Origin of the sequence: Rhizobium sp. R711 (genome assembly GCF_002211365.1) — a bacterium.
Classification (GTDB): Bacteria; Pseudomonadota; Alphaproteobacteria; order Rhizobiales; family Rhizobiaceae; genus Rhizobium.
Genome location: NZ_LOKZ01000002.1, coordinates 40401 through 61055, shown reverse-complemented (window position 1 = coordinate 61055; position 20655 = coordinate 40401). Strand labels below are relative to the sequence as shown.

General features: G+C 58.7%; 21 protein-coding genes. 9 read left to right on the top strand and 12 right to left on the bottom strand.

Annotation, left to right across the window (positions count from 1 at the left end; genetic code table 11):
• Positions 1-25 precede the first annotated feature (25 nt).
• The 3 genes from ATY80_RS05905 to ATY80_RS05895 are packed head-to-tail and all read right to left on the bottom strand — an operon-like array spanning position 26 to position 2538.
• Positions 26-253, bottom strand: coding sequence for a hypothetical protein (locus tag ATY80_RS05905; protein ID WP_088691552.1), 228 nt, complete (start codon positions 251-253; stop codon positions 26-28).
• A gap of 20 nt (positions 254-273) precedes the next feature.
• Positions 274-2091, bottom strand: a complete 1818-nt coding sequence (locus tag ATY80_RS05900) for a peptide antibiotic resistance protein (protein ID WP_088691551.1) — start codon at positions 2089-2091, stop codon at positions 274-276.
• Between the two features lie 3 nt (positions 2092-2094).
• Entirely contained in the window at positions 2095-2538 is a 444-nt protein-coding gene (locus tag ATY80_RS05895; RefSeq protein ID WP_088691550.1) for a helix-turn-helix transcriptional regulator, read from the bottom strand.
• Positions 2539-3019: 481 nt separating this feature from the next.
• On the opposite strand from ATY80_RS05895, the gene ATY80_RS05890 reads away from it, so the two are divergent.
• Positions 3020-3217, top strand: a complete 198-nt coding sequence (locus ATY80_RS05890) for a hypothetical protein (RefSeq protein WP_088691549.1) — start codon at positions 3020-3022, stop codon at positions 3215-3217.
• Between the two features lie 38 nt (positions 3218-3255).
• Here ATY80_RS05890 and ATY80_RS05885 read toward each other — a convergent pair whose 3' ends face one another.
• Both ATY80_RS05885 and ATY80_RS05880 read right to left on the bottom strand, forming a co-directional pair.
• On the bottom strand, positions 3256-4017 hold the full coding sequence (locus ATY80_RS05885) for a DUF4239 domain-containing protein (protein ID WP_088691695.1): 762 nt from the start codon (positions 4015-4017) through the stop codon (positions 3256-3258).
• Positions 4018-4258: 241 nt separating this feature from the next.
• Positions 4259-4558: a hypothetical protein gene (locus ATY80_RS05880; RefSeq protein WP_088691548.1), complete on the bottom strand. Its 300-nt coding sequence runs from the start codon at positions 4556-4558 to the stop codon at positions 4259-4261.
• 501 nt (positions 4559-5059) lie between these two features.
• On the opposite strand from ATY80_RS05880, the gene gltS reads away from it, so the two are divergent.
• On the top strand, positions 5060-6265 hold the full coding sequence (gltS, locus tag ATY80_RS05875) for a sodium/glutamate symporter (RefSeq protein ID WP_088691547.1): 1206 nt from the start codon (positions 5060-5062) through the stop codon (positions 6263-6265).
• Positions 6266-6310: 45 nt separating this feature from the next.
• Here gltS and ATY80_RS05870 read toward each other — a convergent pair whose 3' ends face one another.
• The 3 genes from ATY80_RS05870 to ATY80_RS05860 form a co-directional block, all read right to left on the bottom strand.
• Complete coding sequence (locus tag ATY80_RS05870) at positions 6311-7327, bottom strand: helix-turn-helix domain-containing protein (protein WP_245306772.1); 1017 nt, start codon at positions 7325-7327, stop codon at positions 6311-6313.
• Between the two features lie 643 nt (positions 7328-7970).
• Complete coding sequence (locus ATY80_RS05865; RefSeq protein WP_088691545.1) at positions 7971-9011, bottom strand: AI-2E family transporter; 1041 nt, start codon at positions 9009-9011, stop codon at positions 7971-7973.
• A gap of 155 nt (positions 9012-9166) precedes the next feature.
• Positions 9167-9664, bottom strand: a complete 498-nt coding sequence (locus ATY80_RS05860) for a DUF1269 domain-containing protein (protein ID WP_088691544.1) — start codon at positions 9662-9664, stop codon at positions 9167-9169.
• A 683-nt stretch (positions 9665-10347) separates the two neighbouring features.
• Here ATY80_RS05860 and ATY80_RS05855 point away from each other — a divergent pair.
• Positions 10348-11499, top strand: coding sequence for an alpha/beta fold hydrolase (locus tag ATY80_RS05855; protein ID WP_088691543.1), 1152 nt, complete (start codon positions 10348-10350; stop codon positions 11497-11499).
• A gap of 219 nt (positions 11500-11718) precedes the next feature.
• Here ATY80_RS05855 and ATY80_RS05850 read toward each other — a convergent pair whose 3' ends face one another.
• From ATY80_RS05850 to ATY80_RS05835, 4 genes are all read right to left on the bottom strand, one after another.
• Positions 11719-11976: a glycine zipper domain-containing protein gene (locus ATY80_RS05850; RefSeq protein WP_088691542.1), complete on the bottom strand. Its 258-nt coding sequence runs from the start codon at positions 11974-11976 to the stop codon at positions 11719-11721.
• Between the two features lie 266 nt (positions 11977-12242).
• Positions 12243-13292 (bottom strand): agmatinase, encoded by a 1050-nt coding sequence (gene speB, locus ATY80_RS05845; RefSeq protein WP_088691694.1) that lies wholly within the window; start codon positions 13290-13292, stop codon positions 12243-12245.
• An 84-nt stretch (positions 13293-13376) separates the two neighbouring features.
• Positions 13377-13769 (bottom strand): nuclear transport factor 2 family protein, encoded by a 393-nt coding sequence (locus ATY80_RS05840; protein ID WP_088691541.1) that lies wholly within the window; start codon positions 13767-13769, stop codon positions 13377-13379.
• A 12-nt stretch (positions 13770-13781) separates the two neighbouring features.
• Complete coding sequence (locus ATY80_RS05835) at positions 13782-14408, bottom strand: TetR/AcrR family transcriptional regulator (protein WP_088691693.1); 627 nt, start codon at positions 14406-14408, stop codon at positions 13782-13784.
• Positions 14409-14525: 117 nt separating this feature from the next.
• Here ATY80_RS05835 and ATY80_RS05830 point away from each other — a divergent pair, with 117 nt between their 5' ends.
• The 6 genes from ATY80_RS05830 to ATY80_RS05805 all read left to right on the top strand — a co-directional run bounded on the left by ATY80_RS05830 (position 14526) and on the right by ATY80_RS05805 (position 20632).
• Entirely contained in the window at positions 14526-15617 is a 1092-nt protein-coding gene (locus ATY80_RS05830; RefSeq protein ID WP_088691540.1) for a spermidine/putrescine ABC transporter substrate-binding protein, read from the top strand.
• 78 nt (positions 15618-15695) lie between these two features.
• Entirely contained in the window at positions 15696-16559 is an 864-nt protein-coding gene (locus ATY80_RS05825) for an ABC transporter permease (RefSeq protein WP_088691539.1), read from the top strand.
• On the top strand, positions 16559-17350 hold the full coding sequence (locus ATY80_RS05820) for an ABC transporter permease (RefSeq protein ID WP_088691538.1): 792 nt from the start codon (positions 16559-16561) through the stop codon (positions 17348-17350). The genes ATY80_RS05825 and ATY80_RS05820 overlap by 1 nt, the downstream gene beginning before the upstream one ends.
• Positions 17347-18441, top strand: a complete 1095-nt coding sequence (locus tag ATY80_RS30120; RefSeq protein ID WP_088691537.1) for an ABC transporter ATP-binding protein — start codon at positions 17347-17349, stop codon at positions 18439-18441. The genes ATY80_RS05820 and ATY80_RS30120 overlap by 4 nt, the downstream gene beginning before the upstream one ends.
• Positions 18442-18450: 9 nt before the next feature.
• A complete protein-coding gene (locus ATY80_RS05810; RefSeq protein ID WP_088691536.1) occupies positions 18451-19185 on the top strand; it encodes an MBL fold metallo-hydrolase in 735 nt (244 codons plus the stop codon).
• Positions 19186-19198: 13 nt separating this feature from the next.
• The gene (locus ATY80_RS05805) at positions 19199-20632 is read left to right on the top strand and encodes an aldehyde dehydrogenase family protein (RefSeq protein ID WP_088691535.1); all 1434 of its coding nucleotides are present in this window, start codon (positions 19199-19201) and stop codon (positions 20630-20632) included.
• The last annotated feature ends 23 nt before the right edge of the window (positions 20633-20655 follow it).

The window sequence follows — 20655 nt, the reverse complement described above, 5'->3', positions numbered from 1 at the left end:
TGTTCGATCGGAATAGAGGGACGGCTCAATGATGGTCAGGGTGCGGCTCGAAGTGACCGGAGAACGCTGCCTTCGCCGTAGAGACTGCGATCGCGAAGTCCACCTTCTTGACGACGGTGGCGCCGGCCTTGCGCAGGTCCGCGATCCTTGCCAGTTCACCGGCGGGCGCGAGTTGCTTGACGGTCCCCGCTTTGAGGTCTGCGACCCAAAGGTTTGCGTCCCCTTCGACGCCAAATACGACTGCTCCTGACATGACGTTTCCTTTCGTGGGTGTCAAAATCCAGCTTTCAAAAGCCCTTCTTTATAGAGATCCTTCTGCCATTGCTCCTTCATGGGAACGACGGAGAGCCATTTTTCCAGGTCGAAGACAGGGTTCAGTGTTTCCGCACGCTGGCGATAGAACTGTGCGCGCCTGCGGTCGCCGATCATGGCGCAGCTCGCAGCGGCAATCCGGTAAGCGGGCGCTTTGTCCTTCATGGCCTCCACATAGGCCATGGCGTCGTCGTACTGCTGAAGGAAATAGCTCGCGCCGGCGGCACACCAAAGATAGCTGTCCGGCGATATGGGGTTGAGAGACATCGCCTTCTGGATCTTTGCCAATGCTTCCTTGGGACGTGAGGCATGAACCAGTGTGTCGGCATGGCTGTAGATGACGTCGGCAAAATGCGGGCTCAACTCTTCCGCATGGCTGAGTGCAGACACGCTCTCGTCGACGTCGCCGAGGTAGAGCTTTGTTACGCCAAGTTCCCGATGACCGCCGGCGAAACCCTCATCCCGCTCTATCGCCTTCAAGGCATTCTGCTCGGCAAGGCCCAACAATTCCCCGTTGCCCTGGGCCGTCACCAGCCACTCGCTGGTATAGGTGCGTGCAAGGCCGGTGAACGCCGGCGAAAAGTCATGATTATATCTTAGAGCCTCCTTGAAGGCCGCTCTTGCCCTGCGAATGTGCGGCAGCGTCAGTTTGCCCATCAGGCTCGCACCGACAAGATAGGCGTGATAGGCCTGCGGGTTGGCCTCCAGACTAAGCCGGGCTTGCTCACGCCTGGCAAGCTGATCCACGACAGATGACGATAGGTTCAAGGCAATGAGCCGCCGCTGGGTCGGCAGCGTTGCCGCAGTCATTGGAAAACGCGTCGCCCAGATGATTTCGTCGGTCGGGAAATAGACAAGTTGGGCATAGAGGCCTTCGTCGGAAAGTCTGGTGTCGAGGAGATAGGAAATCGAGTGGCGAGCGATGGCGGCCGCCTTGTCAGAATCCCGTCGGATCTGCTCTGCGGTGTGTGGGGCGACGATGGAAACGTTGCGTAAGGCACACAACTCTATCGTGACGTCCTCGATCAGCGCTGCGGCAAGCGACAGCCCCGCGACACCACCTTGCGAGGTGGGCGGAAGCAACACCAGTCGCGGCAGGGCCGAACCGGGCCCTGGCTCCTGCTCCAGGATTTGAGCAGGCGTCCCATTGTTCGCAGTTTCGCCTTTGACAGGCAGAACGCCCGGACCGGCGACGCCCGGCAGCCCGCGTAGGATCGCGCGAATCGGCTCATCAGTCGGATCCTGCTCCAGGAGGTGCAGGGCCGCTCCGGACACGGTCCGGTGGTCATCTGCGCACCGGGCAGATCGCGCGGTCTCGATAAGTATCTGCCGCAATTTGACCCGATGGGTTCGCTGCTCCCGTGCAATCCAGTTGTCGATCGCCTTGCTTGCCGATCTGACATTGCCGGCAAAATCGCGCTGAAGCAGATCGCTGCACGCTTTCAGCCCCTTCATCGCCCGCCCCGGCTGATCCAGGATCTGCACATCGACGGTGAGGCGGTGGGCGCGCAGTGCCACTGATGCTGCGGTGATTTGCAGCGGCGCGGTGTCGCTGTCATCGATCTGGCGGATGCGGGAAATCAGCTTTCGCAGATTGAGGCCTGCCTGATCGGGCTCGGCATCCGACCATAGAAATGCTGCCACCTCCTGGCGGGTAAGCGCGTGACCCTTGCACGTGAAGAGGTAGGCCATGGTCAACAGCGCCTTGGCGGGATAACCCACAACCCTGCCTGCCTCGTCCTTCAGACGCAGTTCGCCAAATGTCTGGAGATGCAGCACCTGCTATCCTCGTGTTTCGGCCGCATGATCCCAACGCTCGTAGTCGTCGGCCCCGGAGTGGGTGGAGCCAAGGCTGCGTGCAAGTGCAAGCAGCTTTCGCCTGATGTTCGGATCTTCGATCGCAATGAAAGCCCGTGTCAGCGCCAGTCCCTCTTTCGACGCGATGAAATGCGCGACCTCATCGGTATCGGCACTCAAGCGCAGGCCGGCTGCTTGGGAGGTTTCCTCATCGAAAAAGAAACCAATGGGCACACCAAGGACTTCTGCAATGCGTTGCAGGCGAGACGCGCCTATGCGGTTCACGCCTTTTTCGTACTTCTGGAGTTGTTGAAAGGTAATGCCCAGCGATTCCGAAAGGCTAACCTGGCTCATGCCAAGTAGTTTGCGCCGCAATCTCACCCGCTCGCCCACGTAAGCATCGATAGCATTTGGAGTCTTGGCCTTCATGGCTTCCCCCGTTTCCTCGTGTCAGACTGGCAATATGACGACTTTCGAATAAAATACAACCGAGAGTAATTTTTTTCAACAAATGAATCACATAGATCACTCCCTTTTTCTATCCTGTTGCGAATTTCCCAAACCTGTGAAATGCCAGCCAAGTCCGATATGTCAAAATAGCAATATTGACCTGACCCCATTACCGACCTGTGGCGGTATATATTTTGCCAGATCCATTTATGGTGGTGTCACGTCTATTTCACAAGCCATTCCCGATTTCCATGACTATGGTTTAGGCACGGTTAAGTTGAAGCCTCAGCGACCCCGGCTCCTGTGGAGACAATGGGCCGCAACGCCTTTCTGCTGAGTGATCGACGGGTGGGATGTCATTCGACAGCGTCTCGGTGTCACGAACAGGTGCGCTGCTTAACCAACATCAGCATTCAACGCACATCAACAACGTGTGCCGTATCGACCGGAGACAAGGGCCATGGAACTACGTCCGATCATGATCAATCACGCCGACAGACTTTCGGCCTGCCGGGAAAAAATTGAGGAAGCCGTATATCTGATCATCCAGGGGGAAAAACTCGTCGGTTTCTCGTCGAGCGAAATAGCCATGGCGATCGCCGATATTGCGGACGACTACATTCTCGCGACATCGAGGAAGCGCGCGGCGACGCACTGATCGGCGCGCGGGCCCTGGGTTGCTCAAGGGGGCTGCCCTTACGGGCGCCCCATACGCGATAGGGCGACACGCAAAGGTTCATCCGACACGTAGATCAGGCCGCCGTAGGGGTGAGCCATATCGATGACGATGAAGATCGCACCTCCAACCGATATCGCACACACGATAACGATCGATATGACCGTGCCGTTTTGAGGCGACAGAAGGCCGAACGTCAGGAAGATCACGATCAGCCAGAATGTCAGCACCACCAGGAAGGCTGTTGGCAGCCCCTCGTTTCCGGTCTCGAGAACCAGCCAGTGGGCCTCCGCTATGTCGCCGCTGACTTCCAGCGCGCGCATCTTGAGCAGGCGGTGGACACTGTCCTCGGGAATTAGCGCCCGCACGATCGTCTGGACCGGTTCGATGCCGAGGTCATTGGTCGCTGTCGTTGCGATGACTTGGCCGGCAATACCTCCCCAGCTCTGCTCAATGCGAGCCTCGACGAGTTCGGCAAGTTTCTTGCGCGCCTCTGCCGTTTCGGGACCATACTGCGCCAGGACGCGGTCAAGCAGAACGAGCCGAGCAGCCGATGTCTTCAGTTCCGTTTCTGCATCATCGAAGGTCGTCTTGGCCGATGCAACCAAAAAGCCGAGCGCAAGTGCTGACAAGGTACCGACAACGGCGGTTGCGAGCTTGATGGCTTCCTTGGAGTCTGCGGACAGGTGATGGTCAGGCAGACGCCGGCTGATGCGCGCGCCAAGTAAAGCTGCGCATGCCAACAGCAGTGCGACAATGCATCCGGTTGCAAGGGCTGTCATGATCGAGTTCGCCTGTTTCGGCGCCATCGAACTGAAGTGATCGGATTTCGTCAAGCATGCGCATCGCAATTTGCGCGCGTCTCAGGGCGATTGCTGCGCAAACGCGGTTTGTCCACGCGCCTGCCTACCCTTGGACAGTGGTTGTTCTTGGCAAAATGCGCTGCGAACGTCTCGCAGCGACAAGCCAGACTCCAAAAAGCGGGAGTCTCTCCAGAGAGGGTCTCCCGCTTTGTCAACGTGCCTACTGCTGGGGCGTGCCGCTCGTCGAAGGGTTGGCCGGGGCTGGCGTTGCCGGCTCGCTGGACGGTGCAGCAGGTGCAACCGGCGGCTTCATCGGCTGAGATTGCGTCGTCGAAGCGGTCGGGTTGGGGTCAGTGTCCGGCCGGCCAAACCATTGCGTGAGCGCAAAGGCCGCAATGAGTATCACTGCGATCGCGGCAACCCACCCAATCCAGCTATTCGAATGGCGGCGACGGGGCGTCGTGCGCAGGTCTGGTTCCAGGCTGGGGTTGCGGACGGGATCATTGGGGTCGTACGTCATGTCGTTTCTCCTCTCTGCTCAAAGAGAAATGAATTGTGCCCAAGTTTGTTCCCAGTATCTGAGCAGATGCCCTCGAGAGGTTGACCGCTCGGCATTGCACCTGGCATCACCGCGCGTTGCGATCCTGATCGCTGGACTTCTATGACATCCGTCCTTTAGACTTTCTTCAGGATTTGGCTGGCAAGGTCGGCGGGCGCGTTTGAGTCGTGCGTACGCGCACCTTGATCCGGTCGGAACGATCGTTAACCGATCGCAACGGGCGCTCCCCTTCGGGCTGGTCGTAATGCGGCTTGCCTTGACCCCATTCCGTGATCGAAGCATCCAGATAATCTGTCAAAGGTCCCGGGGGGACCGCACCGTTGATCCGCAAGCGATTACAACCACCGCCTCGCGGCGTCCGAGGTCAACGCTGGCCATTTGCGCTGGCCCAAATCCAGCTCGCATGTCAAGGTGATGCGCAACCGCAAAGGCGCCAGGCGACGGCATCAGAAGGGGTGACATATGTCGGCGATCGAGGTCCCGGGACTGCTGTCCTTTACCATCGCAATACTCGTCTTCTTTGCAGGCGCCAACCTCAATCGTTCGATTCCGATCCTTGCGCACTGGAACATACCCGAAGCGGTCTCTGGCGGTATTGTGGCAGCGTTGGCGACCCTGCTTGCCTACGAGTTCCTGAACGTTGAAATCAGCTTCACGCTTGCTGCGCGCGACATGCTGCTTCTCTATTTCTTCACGGGCGTCGGGCTGAATGCCAGGTTGTCCGATCTGATGGCAGGAGGAAAGCCCTTCCTCATCCTACTCAGCCTGACCTTGGTCTTCCTCGTCATCCAGAACCTCGTTGCCATTTTGACCAGCGAGATCCTTGGTCTTGCGCCAGGTACTGCGATATTGCTCGGGTCGACCTCGCTGATCGGGGGACACGGTACGACCATTGCCTGGGCTCCGATCATAAGCAACCGTTTCGGCTTGGCGAACGCGCTTGAGGTCGGCATTGCTAGCGCCACACTCGGTCTCGTCATCGCCAGCCTGGTCGGGGGGCCGATTGCACACTTTCTGATCAAGCGTCATCGACTGAGCGGTCGCACCAGCGAGGAACTGACGATCGGCGTCTCGCGGGCAGCGACAAGCAGCCATCACGATGATGTCAGTTATGTCAGCCTGCTGCGAACCCTGCTGGTCACCAACATTGCCATCCTCTTGGGATATGCCTTGCATGAGATTATCGTCGAGGCTGGCATCAATCTTCCGCTGTTTGTCGTCTGCTTGCTCGTTGCAATTGTGATGACCAACACCGTACCCTTCGTCGTCCCGAAATTGCCCTGGCCGACGCGCACCCGTGCGCTCTCGCTGATATCGGAGCTGTCCTTAAACGTGTTTTTGGCAATGTCGTTGATGAGCATGCAGTTGTGGGGCCTCAGTGGGCTTGGTCCGGCGCTCGCCATCGTGTTGGCGATCCAGACGATCGTCGCAGTGGCCTACATCCTGTTCGTGGTGTTTCCGGCAATGGGGCGCACTTATGAAGCCGCCGTGATTTCTGCGGGTTTTTGCGGCGTCTCCTTGGGTGCAACGCCGACCGCGATCGCCAACATGACCGCCGTGACCAAGATCCATGGTGCTGCAACGGTCGCATTCATCATCCTGCCGCTCGTTTCGGCATTCTTTATCGATCTGGCTAACGCAGCCGCGCTTGGCTTTCTTGTGCGCTGAGTTTTGTTTACAAGATGGCGAGTGCCCGCTCAAAGGCGCGCCTCGTCATCCCTGGAGACGTCTGAGGAGCACGCCAAGGCGCTGCTGCGATGGGCAATCGTCGAGTTCCGGGCGAACGGGAATGCCGCCGCCTCCTCGGTTCCTCACCTCGCTCGGGCTGTAGCCGAACGCTCGCTTGAACGCGCGGCCGAACTCGGCGCCGTCGCTGAACCCGCGTTCTTCGGCAATCTGAAAGATAAGACGCCGGTCGTTCGGGTCAGTCAACGCAGCGTAGGCGCTGAGCAGACGACGGTGCTGAATATAGTGCATCACGCCACCGAAGGGCTCGAACAGGTTGTAGAGCCGCGTGCGAGAGATGCCGAGCTCCTTTCTTACCAGCTCACTCCCGAGTTTGGGGTCGAGCAGCCGCGTGTGTACCAGTTGACGGGCCTTTTCGAGAAGCACATTGGCAATCGGCGCTTCGGCGGCTTCGATATGATCGGCCGATGGCTGTACGCAGGCAAGGATCATTGCGCGCGTGGCTGCTGCAAGCCCGGGAAGGTCGGCCCGAGTGAGCATCGGCAGTCGATTGGCGACGTCAGCGAGATAATCCGAAAACAGTCGCCCCATGCCGGTCCCAAGCGTGGAGAATTCTGCTGAGCCGAGCGTGGCCGACGTCTCTAGCGAAAGATCACGCGGAACAAACAGCATGAGCATCTCGCTGTTGTCGACAACGCCATTGAAGGATCGACCGAGCGAGTGGACCTGGACCTCTCCCGGACCCGCGGTAAACGCGGTCTTTAGCGCATCGGTGCGCGTCTGTCCGGCCAATAGGACCGTCATGGTGAAGTGGTCGACGGGGTCGCGCCGTACATGTCCCGGCAGGCTTGAAAAGGCCAGACGATCCGTTGAGATTTCGGCAAACACAAGACTGCCAAGATCCCAAAGTTTCTGTCGGCCTTTGAAATTCGCCGTCATCGGGTCGATATCGGAAAGCTCGAGCATCGGCGCGAAACTGTCGCGCCACATCGCGAACTGGTCGGCTCGCGGCAGGCCAACGGTCGAAAATTCGAATGAGGGCAAGGATGATGCCCTTCCGTTAAGAGAGATTGGCGCAACGGCATTGCGGTCAAGGTTTGCGAGGCTCCCGCTACTGGGCTGGCTTCCGGATGCCCTGACATGGTTGGTGACGCCTTCCATCATCACGTCACCTCTTGTGGGCCGCAGGCGAGGCCGTGTCGCTACCTGTAGAAGAACCGCCCTTATTGTCGCCCCTCATGCGTGGCTTTGAGAGAATTCCGTTTCGGGAGAAAGTGCCGGACGGCTTTGTGTTTGGGTGCATCGAAACGAAACGATCCCATGGAGCGGGATGCCGTGGGCCGGGGCTGCCGCAAAAAAAACGGCTCGGTAACGCGACGGAAAAGAATAGGCAGTTCATTCGTGCTTTCCTCTTAGGCCCGGGAGCGAAACAAGGTGACGTCTGAATGATGCAAGCGAACTGATGTCTACGTTTCAGGGGAATGCCCGGTCATGGTGGATGCGAAATCTCCAGCACTCGTCCGGATATTCGGCAAGCCGCCTCGGGCATCAGTATTCCTCCCGCCGGCAATTTAGCCGGTCCGGCCGCTTTCCTCAACCGTCAGATGCACGATCGGTAAAGAAGGTCGCTATAGAGTGGCCGCATGTTGTCGTTTTGTACCCGTGTGGCGCCGTTTTGCTTCTGAGCCTATGGCCCATGCGCTTCCGCCCTTGAACTGCCCGACAGCAGCGCCGCAATCCACATTGCAGACGGCGTACCGGCGCAATACACAATGAATGCGATAAGGATCGGCACACCGATGAAGGCACCCGAAATGCCCCACATGAAACTCCAGAAAAACACCGAAAAAATGACGGCAAACGGAGATATTGCCAGCGACGCCCCGGTCAACCGCGGCTCCAGGTAGCTACCGATGATGAACTGGATGAAGTTGAGGCTGGTGAAAATGACGACGGCGGTTTGCCATGCTTCGAATTGAGCAATGGCAAACAGGGTCGGAAGCGCTGTCGCAACGAAGGGCCCGAGAAAAGGGATGTAGTTGAGCGCAAACGCGATCGCTCCCCATGCTGCTGCAAGTTCGAGCCCGGCACCCAGCGCAAAGAGCCAGACCACCAACCCGGTGAGGATACTCGCAAAGGTGCGAACGATCATGAAGCGGCGCAATTTTGCGCCAAGCATTCGATTGGCCACCAGGATGCGCGTTCCGTAAGGTTGTGCTGCGGGAACGACGAGACGTTTAGTGAAGTCTTCCACTTCGAGCAGGCCCAGCATGATGAAGATGAAGACCAGAACCGCAAAACCGGCAAAGCTGTTTAGCCGTCCAGCCATCCCTTGGACAAAACCCACCAGCCAGGCAACATCAAAACGGTCGGCCAGGGGCCCTGCGACGGCCAGGCCGTGCTCTTCCAGCCAGCTTGTCCAGTTAACGTAGATGGCCTGGAAACGGTCGGCGTTGACGAAGAGCCATTGCGCCAGCCTGCCAAACCCCCAGGCAACCGATGACCCGATGGCGACGATCGCGATCATAGTGACGCTTAAGGTGATCAGAAGTGCAAGAAGTTTGGGAAGAAAGCGCTGCAACGCGGCCTGACAAGGCCAGACGAGCGCGATGACGAACAAAGAAAAGATGAGCGGCGCGAAGATCGATTGCGCGACATAAAGCAAAGCAAGCACCAGGATACCGGTTGCCGTTGAACCGATGATGCGACTGCCGCCTGCTTCCTGCATGTTTGCCCCTGGATGTTGGTCTATCTTCCAACCTCCGCCAGGAAGACGGGGAGTGGCATTGCGTGCGAGACTTCCCCGGGCGAGGCCCTTCCTCCTGGCGCGCGCCTGCCTTCTGCCCAAATGCGCGCGCCGCCGACATGCCCGCTCGATGTAGACTAGCTGGCAGCGGCCGCCTTTTGCAACGCGTCGCGCAACACCTGTTCTTTCGTTTCATCAAGAGAGGTCTTGAGGACGACGCCACCATGGGCCGATATCTCTTTCAGGACCTTGTCTGCGGTCATTTCCTGGATCAGCACGAACAAGGCGGCTTTGCCCGGATCAAGATTGGCGGCGAGTTCCTTCATGAATGGGTCGTTGATGCCGACGTCGGTGAGAGCGCCGCCGATGGCGCCGGATGCCGTGCCGACCGCCACACCCAGAAGCGGATTGAGAAACAGAACACCGATCAGCAAACCCCAGAAGCTGCCCGAGGCAGCACCGGCAACCGTGGTGTTGACCAATTGATTGAGTTTGATCTTGCCACCGTCGTTCTTCGTCGCAATCACGGCATCTCCGACCTTGATCAGGTATTCCTTCTGCATTTCGAACAAGCGCTGACGCACCTCTTCGGCTTTGGTTTCGCTCGGATAAACAATTGCAATCAAAGTAGACATGACCAGTCCTCCTTTACTGGATGGGCTTGCACCAAAATCGGAAACGCCGGCCATTCCACCAATTCTCAGCCGACTTCCTGCCATGCGTGGGCAGCAGAAATTGACAAGTTCCAATAGCACCAACGCTTTCCCGGCGACCGGAAGCGGCATGCCGCCTGTTGGATGCAGCCGGGATCAGCGGTGAGACGAAGCGCAACCCATCGCCAAAATGACGGGGCAGCGAAAAAGCGCCCCCGTTATTCATCAATCCATCTGTTCCGGGGATCAGCGCGAACGGTGGAGGTCCCGTGGAAGAACTCAAATGACGTTGCTCCTTAAATGCCCTGCCAAGCTTGTGCAGTTTGCCAGTACCCGAGGGCGCAGTGCCCGTCGCAAACTATAGAGCGGTTCAAGAAGCGAAGTGATCAGCATAGAATCCCGCGACTATGCCTGCAGTCCAGATTTGGCAGTCTCTGGCGGAAAGAAACCCGAGGCGTGCCAGAATGAAACGCCGTCAACTTGTCACCCGAACGACACGCAACCCTGATTTGAGCAAGGACGCCCGAAATTCATCTACCGCGTCCGCTGCTCATCGCTTAGAACGTTGAGATGGATCGCCTCATGCGTGCAGCCACAGAAGTGATCTGAACCGATTGTCTTTGTGTACGCCAGATTGAACAGCTGCCAGAGAATTAGACTGGGCCATGTCGTCAATGCGATTGTCCGTCATCGTGATCATGTTATTGGCGCTGGTCGGCTGCGGTGGGCCACGCGCGGTTCTTGGCCTGCCCGTTACATCGTCATCGGGATCGGAACCAGGGGCGATCGTTCCGATCTATGTCGCGACCACGCGCGCGAGATCCGACAATCTGTCCCTGCCTTACTCGGCCGAGCGGTCGCAGACGCTGAATTTCGCGAAGCTCGATATCGGAATTCCAAGGAACCACGTTCCTGGCCGCATCGAGACAAGCGGGCGGATTCCCGATCCCTGCCGGCATTTTTCGGCGCGAACCTACCAAACGATCGCTGACCGACAAGAATTCATCAGGCAGTTGAACGCCGCCTTGGCGCAGCGCGCGCCTGAAGATCGCGAGATCTTCATCTTCGTACACGGTTACAACAACAATTTCGCCGACAGCGTCTTCCGCAATGCTCAGATCACCTACGACTACAACATCAAGTCGGTCTCGCTCAATTACGCCTGGCCATCTGGAGCCTCGATCCCTCTTTATGTCTTCGACCGCGACAGTGCCCTGATCGGTCGACGAGGTCTTGCCGAGACAATCGAGATCGCGGCGCAGACCAACGCAAAGAGAATAATCCTGGTTGGCCATTCGATGGGCGCCTATGTCGTCACCGAAGCCTTGCGCGATCTGGCATTGAGGGGCCGCACCACCACCCTGAAGCGCTTGGGTGGCGTCGTTCTTGCTGCGCCTGATATCGACGTCGACGTCTTCCGCAGTCAGCTTGACGATATCGGGGATATCCCGCGGCCGTTCACAATCATTGTTTCGCAGCGCGACCGCGCCCTCGGTTTTTCCCGGCGCCTGGCAGGCGGCCACCCACGTGTCGGCAGCGGCTCCGAAGTCGCCGACCTTCAGAAGAGAGAGATCGCGGTCATCGATGTCTCCAACATCGATGGCGGTCGCCACAACGTCTTTGCGAGTTCACCAACACTGATGGAGATCGTCAACAACGACGCCCTGATGCGCAGCGTGGTAAGAGAGGACCAGGCACCGGTCGGCCAGACAATGCTCGCCGACGGCGCATCGGTTATAGAGGGTGCCGCATCCCTTGTGATCTTTCTCCCGAGCCGCATTCTGAGTGGGCTCGTGCAGGCTTCCGCAGGGCAGTAGTGGAGATGCCGGAGCGCAAACGACCAGACTGGATTTCGTCTTATCGATACAGCATATGAGCTGACGGAAGCCGTATTGGGGCTACGATATAGAGCGCAAGCATAGGCCACAGATTGGAGGAGGCGGAAGCGGGCAGGTTTGCCCGTTGCCTCTTTGGACACGCCACACCATGGCCCGCTGGCGCGAATTCTTCCGACAGTGGTCCGAAGTTACCACCCGTCAGCGCGGGCAAGCAGCGATGTAGCGCCGACCGTAGCGATCCCGGAATTCGCATTGTCCCGGACGACCGGCGACGTTGCCGATGACCGCACCGGAGGCTCCTCCGATCGCAGCACCAACCGCGGCGCCGCGCACGTTATTGGTTACCGCGCCACCGACCACCGCACCCGTTGCGGCCCCAATACCGGCACCCTGTTGCGTCGGCGTGCAACTTGCAAGCGCCAGACCTGCCAACGAACACATCAGCAATCTCTTCATCACTCGCCCCCATGTAAGGTTCATCCGGCACCGAAGATCGCGGCATCAGCCGCGTCTTTCGGACTATAGTGTTGCAGAAGAGTGCCTGTGATCGGCACGGAATCCCAAAACCAAGCTCTGAGTTCAAATCTCTTGGACCGGTCACCGCGGCCCACTGGTCTGCAGGCAGCATGCACCTGCCAGACAGGCGGCGCGCCGCGCGGCTTTTGCTCGGCGCGGGTGATCGCCAAAGCTCGAGCAAAAGCCGCACGGATGAATGATGAGGCCTACTTACGGTCTGTCACGGCCGGGCTGAAGACCAGCAGGCTGAGGATCTCAAACAGCACCTGAGCGCCAGCCTGTGCGGTGTTGGTGGTGCTGTCATATTGCGGAGCCACCTCCACGACATCGCCACCGACGAGATTGAGACCCTTAAAACCGCGAAGCAGTTCAAGCGCCTCACGGCTGGTCAGGCCGCCGATCTCGGGCGTTCCGGTACCGGGCGCAAAGGCCGGGTCGAGACTGTCGACGTCGAAAGACAGGTAGGTTGGGCCGTCGCCGACGATCTGGCGTGCCTTCTCGATGATCGCAGGGATACCCATGGCGTTGATCTCCTCGGCGTGGATGACAGTCATCCCGGATTCGTAGGAGAATTCCCAGAGATATTCGGAAGGGCCCCTGATGCCGATCTGGATCGTGCGGGTCGGATCGAGAACACCGTCGAGTACGGCATTGCGCATCGGGCCGCCGTGGTGGAATTTCGTCTGATCAAAGGGACCGCCGGTATCGCAATGGGCATCGATATGGATGAGCCCGATGGGCTCCTTGGCACCCACAGACTTCAGAATCGGATGGGTTATGGAGTGGTCGCCGCCGACAGAAAGCGGAATGACGCCTGCCTCGACAATCTTGCGGATCGCCGCCTCGATATTGTCGTGGCATTGCTCCAGCCGGTAGCGGCTCCCAAACGGGATATCACCGATATCGGCTGCCCTCAGGTCGTAGGCAGGAGCGCAGTCCAGCACGTGGTTGTAGGGGCCGATCCGTTCGATGCTGCGCACGGCCCTCGGTCCGAAGCGCGAGCCCGGTCGATTGCTGACACCGAGATCCATCGGGATGCCGATTGCCGCAACCTGCAGGTCTGCGAAATCAGGAGCGGCGAAATTGACCGCCTTGTAAGGCAGGCCCGCGAAGGTCGAAATACCGCTGTAGGGTGCCGCGCGCGTCCCGCCCTTGAAGATTTTTTCGGCCACGCGGCGGAAGCGCGGGTCGAAGAACTGCGCGCTGTCGCCAAACTTCCTCCTAAGATCTTCCAGGTGCTTCTTCAACTCGACCATCGTTTCGTCCTTCATTCGAAATTGCTCGACAGTATCACTGACAGGTGCACCCCTGTCGCGAAGGGCCGCACCCGATTGCTGTTTTCACGACCGTGGCGAGAGATGCTCGTGGATGGCCAGCCAATCGCCGGTTGACTGTTTCTCGAAAACGATTGTTTCGCGTTCCATGCTCGTAACAGGTGCGCCGTTGATACTCAGGTCAGTCTCGACGCAGTGAGTGAATATGGCAATGGAGCCGGCGATCTGAACGTCTCGGACGCTCGAGCGACAGGCGTGAACACGAAAGCCATCGCGCGTCTCCCAAAGGGCCCACTCGGCTTCATATTCGGCACGCGTGGCCAGCCGTCGGTCGAGATTGTGAAATATGAAGGTGGCCTCGGGCGCGAAAGCGGAGAAATAACCATCGCGATCGTGCCTGGCGAAAGCATCGACTAGTCTGTCTGCCGCCGCAAGCACGGCATGTTGCTGGTGTTCCATCCCTTGTGGTTCCTATTGAATTTTTGGGCTGCTGATCAGGACGGCAAGCGGCCTGTTCTGCCGCGCCACGCCTTCCTTAAGTGCCTCAAGCGTCATCGCTTCATCTTTTACGAACTCGATGAACATCATGTTGAGGTTGTTAAAGAGCATCTGGCCCACCGCGATCGCGTCGATCCCCGGCATAACGGCACCGCGAAGCTGCAGTTTCTGCACCAGCATCGAAACCTGATCACACAGGCGTCGATCGAGCTGCGTGTATCGCCTGGAGAACGGTGTTTCTGGCTGCTGTATGGATGTCGCCATGGCAGTTCGCCACATCTCCTTGCTAAGGTAGACGAGCGAATGATCGAAGTACTGGTCGATCAGCACCTTTAATGCGTCGAGCGTCGTGGCCGGTGGGTTTTCAACGATGGCCTTGCCCGATTCCAGGACCTCTTCGACTTCCATCGAAACCGTGGCGACGAGAATGTCTCCCTTGTTTTCATAGTAGTTGTAAAAGGTGCCGACCGACACCTCGGCGCGCTCGGCTATGTCCTCGATGCGCGCGCTGTCATAACCAACCTCGCGAAACAGGCTCGCAGCCGCTTCCAAAATGCGGCGATTGCGATCGGCTTTCTGCTTGGCGCGCAGCCCCGTCATGTCCAGCTCTCTCAAATAATGAATGCCCTCAAAAATCATATTGACTTAAAAAATGAACTCATTCAATCTTTTTCGTGAAGGCGCCGAAACGAGCGTCACCGACCAGAGGGCAACATCATGACCGATTTCATTGCAGGCATATCTGCGCCTAGATTTCTGACCTTTGCCGCGACATTGGCGCTTGCTGCAGCCGCCGCGCTGACATCTGAACCCGTCCTGGCACAGGACGAGTTGAACGCGCTTGTCTGGTGCGACCACACCGATCCGGCATTGATCGAACCTTTCGAGAAGGCGAACAACGTCAAGGTCAATCTGAAGGAGTATGAGGGCACAGGCGCTGGCCTCTCCATCATCGATCAGTCGCGCCCGGGAGACTGGGACGTGCTTGTCATCGACGGCGTTGACGTCCAGCGCGCCGTCGACAAGGAGATCCTTGCGGAGATTCCAGCTGACGCACTCCCGAACGCGGATATCTTCCCGGACGTGCGCATGGAGGCCAACAACAGCCGCGACGGCAGGACCTACGCCGTCACCGAGAAGTTCGGCTACAACACTGTTTCCTACGACAAGACGAAAGTTGACCCGGCCGACATGAAGGACATGTCGAAGCTCTGGTCGGATAAATACAAGGGCCGCATCGCTGTCTACGACTACTATCTGCCGATGATCGGTCTCACCGGCATCGATCTTGGAAAGGCGACGGCGAGCCTGACGGATGCCGATATGCCGGCAATCAAGGATAAGCTGCTTGCACTCAAGGCCAACGCAAAGCAGGTCAGTGACGTCGTCTCCTCGCAGACAGCGCTTGCGACAGGCGAGGTCGACATCGTTTTCGGCGGCGGGGAGTGGTTGACGGCCGGATTGGTGAAAGACAAGCCTAACCTCGACTGGACCATCCCCGAGCAGGGTGCAGTGCGCTGGGCGCAGTCCATCGGCGTCATGAAGGATTCCACGAAGAAGGACCTTGCTCTCAAGTTCGTCCAGTATATCGTCAGCCCCGAAGGGCAGGCGCGGCTTGCGACGTCGTCCTGTTACTGGGCAATGCCCGCGAACGCCAAGGCCGGCGAGCATCTGACTGACGAACAGAAGGCCGCTTTGCGCTGGAACGAGCAGGCCGACTATCTCAAGCGCACGCAGCTTTATCCGATCCCAACTGCGGAACTTGACGCAAAGATGCAGGACGCCTGGACCGAGATGCTGCAAAACTAGCGGTTCGTCTCTTCCGTCATCAGACCATCACAATACCCTCTCCCCCGTTCTTGGGAGAGGGCAGTCGGAGACTTGTCCGTGGCTCATGTTTCTCTTGAAGTCGCCGAACGCCGCAAGGCCTGGAGTTTTGTGGCTCCGGCGCTTGTGTGGACCATCGTCTTCTTTGTCGCCCCGTTTCTCTTCATGGCGGCCATGAGCCTTTGGGAGCAGCAGGGCGGAGGGATTGTCCGCGTCTGGAAACTCAACAACTACATCGCCTTCTTCGAGAAGGACGCGCTGTTTCGCGGACTGACGAATTCATTGGAGATCACCGCGATCGTCACGGTTTTCTCGATCCTGCTTGCCTATCCTCTGGCCTGGATCATCGCTGAGCGGGTACCGCAGAAATATCAGCGAACAGCCCTCATCCTGGCGATCTTGCCGTTCTGGACCTCCTACGTCGTTCGATCCTATTCCTGGCTGCTGGTGCTCTCGCGCAATGGCGTGATCAATCAGGCGCTTCTTAATCTCGGTGTCATCAGCGAGCCGCTGGAACTCGCCAGCAACCGCACGGCAACGGTGATCGGCTTTGTCCATTTCTTCGTCATGCTTCTTACCCTGACGATTTATGCCAATCTCGTGCAGCTCTCGCCGAATTATCGCCGCGCGGCGGCTGACCTCGGTGCGAATGCGTTTCAGACATTCTGGCACGTCATCCTGCCACTCACCATGCCGGGCATCATGACCGGCGCGTTCCTGACCTTCGTTCTTTGCATCGGTGACTACGTCACGCCGCAGATTCTTGGGGGCAACAATGAGCTTGTCCTGCCGCAGATCATCATGTTGCAGCTTGGTCGCCGCGCCGACTTCCCGATGGCCGCAGCGCTCTCGATCATCCTGATGCTGGTCGTCACTGCCGCATATATTGCCTGCGCCCGCTGGCTGAAGATTAAGAGGACGTAATGGCGCGCAACAGGCTCACCAACCTCGTTTCCAGTGTCTATGCCGTTCTGATTTTCGGCTTCATCTTTCTGCCGGTGATCGTGCTTGTGCTGTTTTCCTTCCAGGACGGTCGCCTGCCGGTGCCGCCGTTCAACGGGTTCTCGCTGCAATGGTATGAAGCCGTCTTCGCCGATCGGAAGCTGATGAACGCGCTGCTGCATTCGTTCCTGGTGGCGACCATATCGTCTCTTGTTGCCTGCCTTCTCGGATTTTTCGCTGCCTATGGGCTGGCACGCTTCAAGCTGCCGGGCAGCGCCTTGCAACGCGGATTGCTTATTGCGCCGATGACGGTCAGCTATCTGATTATCGCACTTGGGCTGTCGAGCGTCCTCAATGTGCTGGGCATTGGCCTTTCGTTGTGGACAGTCGGCATCGGTCACGTGGTGATCAATCTGCCGCTCTGCTTCGCGATCATCTATTCGTCTATGGGCGACCAGCATATCAATATCGAGCGCGCCGCGCGTGATCTCGGCGCCAGCGACATAAAGGTCATGGCGCTCGTTACGGCGCCGATGCTGCTGCCGTCGCTCCTCGCCTCCTTCTTCCTGTCGATGACGTTCAGCTGGGATGAATTCATCATCGCTTTCTTGCTGTCCCGTTTCGACGTGACGCTGCCTGTCGAGATCTGGAGCCTGCTTCGTTCCGGTCTCAATCCCAAGACCAATGCCATCGGGTCACTGGTGTTTCTCGTTTCGGTCGTCTTACTGATCGTGTTGGAACTGTTCCTGTTCGGAAGGACAAAGAAGTCATGACCGCCCCGGTTTCGATTGAGAACGCGACGAAGACGTTCGCCAGCTTCACGGCGCTCGACAACGTTTCCCTTAACATCAACGCGGGCGAATTCATCGTCCTGCTCGGGCCCTCCGGCTGCGGCAAGACCACGCTTTTGTCCATTCTCGGAGGTTTCCTGCAGCCGACGAAGGGGCGCATTTTAATCGGCGGCAAGGAAATGACCGGCGTTCCGCCGGCGAAACGCCCGACGACCACGATGTTTCAGGACTATGCTCTCTTCCCGCATATGAAGCTCAAGGACAATGTCGGTTTTGGCCTCAGAATGCGCGGCATCGGCAAGCCGGAGCGCGAGCAGCGCGCCGAGGTCTTCCTCGATCTTGTCGGTCTCAAGGCCTCCGCCGACAAGAAGCCGCATGAGCTTTCTGGTGGTCAGCGACAGCGCGTGGCGCTCGCCCGGGCTCTTGCGGTCGATCCTGACGTTCTGCTGCTCGACGAACCGCTGGGCGCTCTTGACCTCAAGCTTCGCCGGCAGATGCAGGACGAGTTGAAAGCGATTCAGAAGCGCGTCGGTACGACCTTCGTCCACGTCACCCATGACCAGGAAGAGGCGATGGCCATCGCTGACAGGATCGTTGTGATGAACCAGGGGAAGGTCGAGGATTTCGGACCACCTTCCGAAATCTACATGCGTCCGCGCTCGCTCTTTGCCGCCGGCTTCATGGGTGAGGTAAACTTCATCGAAGGCACGATCAGAGATGTCGACGGCACCCAGGCGATCGTCGAGACGGCGCTTGGAAAGGTGGCGTTGCCGAAAAGCTGCTTTACGGCTGGCATGCCGTGCATCGGTCAGGCGACGACGCTTTGCATCAGGCCGGAACATTTCCGTCGTGCCGGCGAGGGGAACGGCCCCGCCACTGCGCTGGGCCAAGCGACCGTATCTGGCAGCGCCTTTTTCGGAACGCATTATCGATGCCACCTGACGCCCACCGGCGCCCCGCAAATGCGCATCGTCGCGCACATGCCGCAATCGGCGGCGGTGATGGAGGGCCAGGCAGTCAGGCTCGCGGTCAATGTCGGCGACATCGTGGCCTTGCCGTCGAAACAGGCATAGGCTCACACCATGGAACGCGTGACCCCGGACAAATGGTATCAGGTGAAACGGCTGGCGGACGACGTCACTCTCATTTCCGAGCCTTTCATCCAGGAGTTCTACCGCTGCAATGTCTGGCACGTTCGCGGGCGCGATCGCGATTTGCTTGTCGACAGCGGTATGGGCGTTGTGTCGCTACGCGAATGGGTGCCCCTGGTCACCGAGCGGGATCTGATTGCGGTCGCAAGCCACACCCACTTCGACCATATTGGCTGCCATCACGAGTTCGAGTGCCGCGCGGTCCATTCAGCGGAAGCCGACCTCATTGCCAATCCGACGCGGACGAACACGCTTGCCGACCCCTACGTCACCGATGACATCTTCGACGCATTGCCACCCGAACCCTATTGCTCGAAATGCTATGGCGTGAAGAAGGCGCCGGCGACGCGTATTCTGGAGGACGGAGATGTCATCGATCTTGGCGACCGGCGCTTCGAGGTCGTCCATACCCCCGGCCACTCGCCCGGTGGCATCGCACTTTGGGAAGCGAGGACGCAAACCCTCATCTCTGGTGATATTCTCTACGACGGGCCGCTGATCGAGGACGCCTATCATTCCAACGCGGCCGATTATCTTGCCTCGATGGAGCGGCTTTTGACGATACCGGCCCGTGTCGTGCATGGCGGGCATTTTCCGAGCTTCAGCGGCGAGCGATACCGCCAGCTGATCACGGATTGGCTGAACGAAAGACACAAGAAGATCTGACGGGAGTGAAGACATGCTCGACAAGCGCAAATTCTACATCAATGGCGAGTGGGTAGCGCCGCTGGCAGCGAATGATCTTAAGGTCGTCAATCCTGCGACCGAACAGCCGGTGGCTGTGATTTCGATGGGCACGGCCGCCGATATCGATCGCGCGGTCACAGCTGCGAAGAAGGCGTTTTCGAGCTACAGCCGCACGAGCGTCGAGGAACGCCTGGCGCTGTTGGAGAGATTGCTTGAGATCTACAAGCGCCGCTACGAAGAGATGGCGCAGACGATCACGCTCGAGCTCGGCGCGCCGATTACCATGAGCCGCCAGCAGCAGGCCGACGTTGGAGTTGGGCATTTGCAGGGTTTCATCGATGCGCTGAGGCGGCTGAAGACACGCGACGCATTGGCGAACGGCGACGTTGTCTTGCGCGAGCCGATCGGCGTTTGCGGTCTTGTCACTCCCTGGAACTGGCCGATCAACCAAATAGCACTGAAAGTGGTTCCGGCGCTGGCCACAGGCTCGACCTGCGTACTGAAGCCGTCCGAGTTCACACCGCTCAACGCCATGCTCTATGCGGAGATGATACATGAAGCCGGCTTCCCCGCCGGCACCTTCAACCTCGTGAACGGCGATGGCGTTAATGCCGGTGCCGCACTTTCGAGGCACAGGGATGTGGACATGATGTCCTTTACCGGTTCGACCCGGGCCGGCATTGCCGTCAGCAAGGACGCGGCCGACACAGTCAAACGGGTAACACTTGAACTCGGCGGGAAGTCCCCCAACCTCGTATTCGAGGACGCTGATCTTGAGGACCGCATCATCGGAAGCGTGCTTGAATGTTTCAACAATTCGGGCCAGTCCTGCGATGCACCGAGCCGCCTCCTCGTTCAGACGTCGGTCTATGACAAGGCTGTCGAGATCGCCTTGCGTGTCGGTCGTGAGGCCAGGGTCGGTAGTCCCGCAGAAGAAGGCAGCCACATCGGCCCGCTTGTCAGCGACCTCCAGTTCGCTCGGGTACAGTCATTGATCAATGCGGGTATTGCCGAGGGTGCGCGCGTTCTCGTCGGCGGGTCTGGCAAGCCGGAGGGCTTCGAGACCGGCTATTTCGTCAGGCCGACGATTTTCGCCGACGTCAACAATGACATGCGCATTGCCCGTGAGGAGATATTCGGGCCGGTGCTGGCCATGATGCCGTTCGACACCGAGGAGGAGGCGATCGCGATCGCCAACGACACGAGCTACGGACTGGCTGCCTATATCCAGACCGGCGACCCTGCTCGTGCCGAACGCGTAGCGGCAAGGCTCAGGGCCGGGATGGTCCATATAAACGGTGCGCCGCATCGTTATGGAAGCCCCTTCGGGGGCTACAAGCAATCGGGCAACGGACGAGAAGGCGGTATATTCGGACTTGAGGACTTCCTTGAGGTCAAGACCCTTCACCGTCCTGATGCTGCCTGATCGGTGTGGTGAATACATGGGCT

Excerpts from the sequence above, each read along its gene's own strand:
- ATY80_RS05810 (WP_088691536.1), top strand. The coding sequence starts at position 18,451 with ATGGAACGCGTGACCCCGGACAAATGGTATCAGGTGAAACGGCTGGCG.
- ATY80_RS05905 (WP_088691552.1), bottom strand. The coding sequence starts at position 253 with ATGTCAGGAGCAGTCGTATTTGGCGTCGAAGGGGACGCAAACCTTTGG.
- ATY80_RS30120 (WP_088691537.1), top strand. The coding sequence starts at position 17,347 with ATGACCGCCCCGGTTTCGATTGAGAACGCGACGAAGACGTTCGCCAGC.
- ATY80_RS05830 (WP_088691540.1), top strand. The coding sequence starts at position 14,526 with ATGACCGATTTCATTGCAGGCATATCTGCGCCTAGATTTCTGACCTTT.
- ATY80_RS05865 (WP_088691545.1), bottom strand. The coding sequence starts at position 9,011 with ATGCAGGAAGCAGGCGGCAGTCGCATCATCGGTTCAACGGCAACCGGT.
- ATY80_RS05885 (WP_088691695.1), bottom strand. The coding sequence starts at position 4,017 with ATGACAGCCCTTGCAACCGGATGCATTGTCGCACTGCTGTTGGCATGC.
- ATY80_RS05890 (WP_088691549.1), top strand. The coding sequence starts at position 3,020 with ATGGAACTACGTCCGATCATGATCAATCACGCCGACAGACTTTCGGCC.
- ATY80_RS05895 (WP_088691550.1), bottom strand. The coding sequence starts at position 2,538 with ATGAAGGCCAAGACTCCAAATGCTATCGATGCTTACGTGGGCGAGCGG.
- ATY80_RS05820 (WP_088691538.1), top strand. The coding sequence starts at position 16,559 with ATGGCGCGCAACAGGCTCACCAACCTCGTTTCCAGTGTCTATGCCGTT.
- ATY80_RS05860 (WP_088691544.1), bottom strand. The coding sequence starts at position 9,664 with ATGTCTACTTTGATTGCAATTGTTTATCCGAGCGAAACCAAAGCCGAA.
- ATY80_RS05855 (WP_088691543.1), top strand. The coding sequence starts at position 10,348 with ATGTCGTCAATGCGATTGTCCGTCATCGTGATCATGTTATTGGCGCTG.
- ATY80_RS05835 (WP_088691693.1), bottom strand. The coding sequence starts at position 14,408 with ATGACGGGGCTGCGCGCCAAGCAGAAAGCCGATCGCAATCGCCGCATT.
- ATY80_RS05805 (WP_088691535.1), top strand. The coding sequence starts at position 19,199 with ATGCTCGACAAGCGCAAATTCTACATCAATGGCGAGTGGGTAGCGCCG.
- speB (WP_088691694.1), bottom strand. The coding sequence starts at position 13,292 with ATGGTCGAGTTGAAGAAGCACCTGGAAGATCTTAGGAGGAAGTTTGGC.
- ATY80_RS05850 (WP_088691542.1), bottom strand. The coding sequence starts at position 11,976 with ATGAAGAGATTGCTGATGTGTTCGTTGGCAGGTCTGGCGCTTGCAAGT.
- gltS (WP_088691547.1), top strand. The coding sequence starts at position 5,060 with ATGTCGGCGATCGAGGTCCCGGGACTGCTGTCCTTTACCATCGCAATA.
- ATY80_RS05840 (WP_088691541.1), bottom strand. The coding sequence starts at position 13,769 with ATGGAACACCAGCAACATGCCGTGCTTGCGGCGGCAGACAGACTAGTC.
- ATY80_RS05880 (WP_088691548.1), bottom strand. The coding sequence starts at position 4,558 with ATGACGTACGACCCCAATGATCCCGTCCGCAACCCCAGCCTGGAACCA.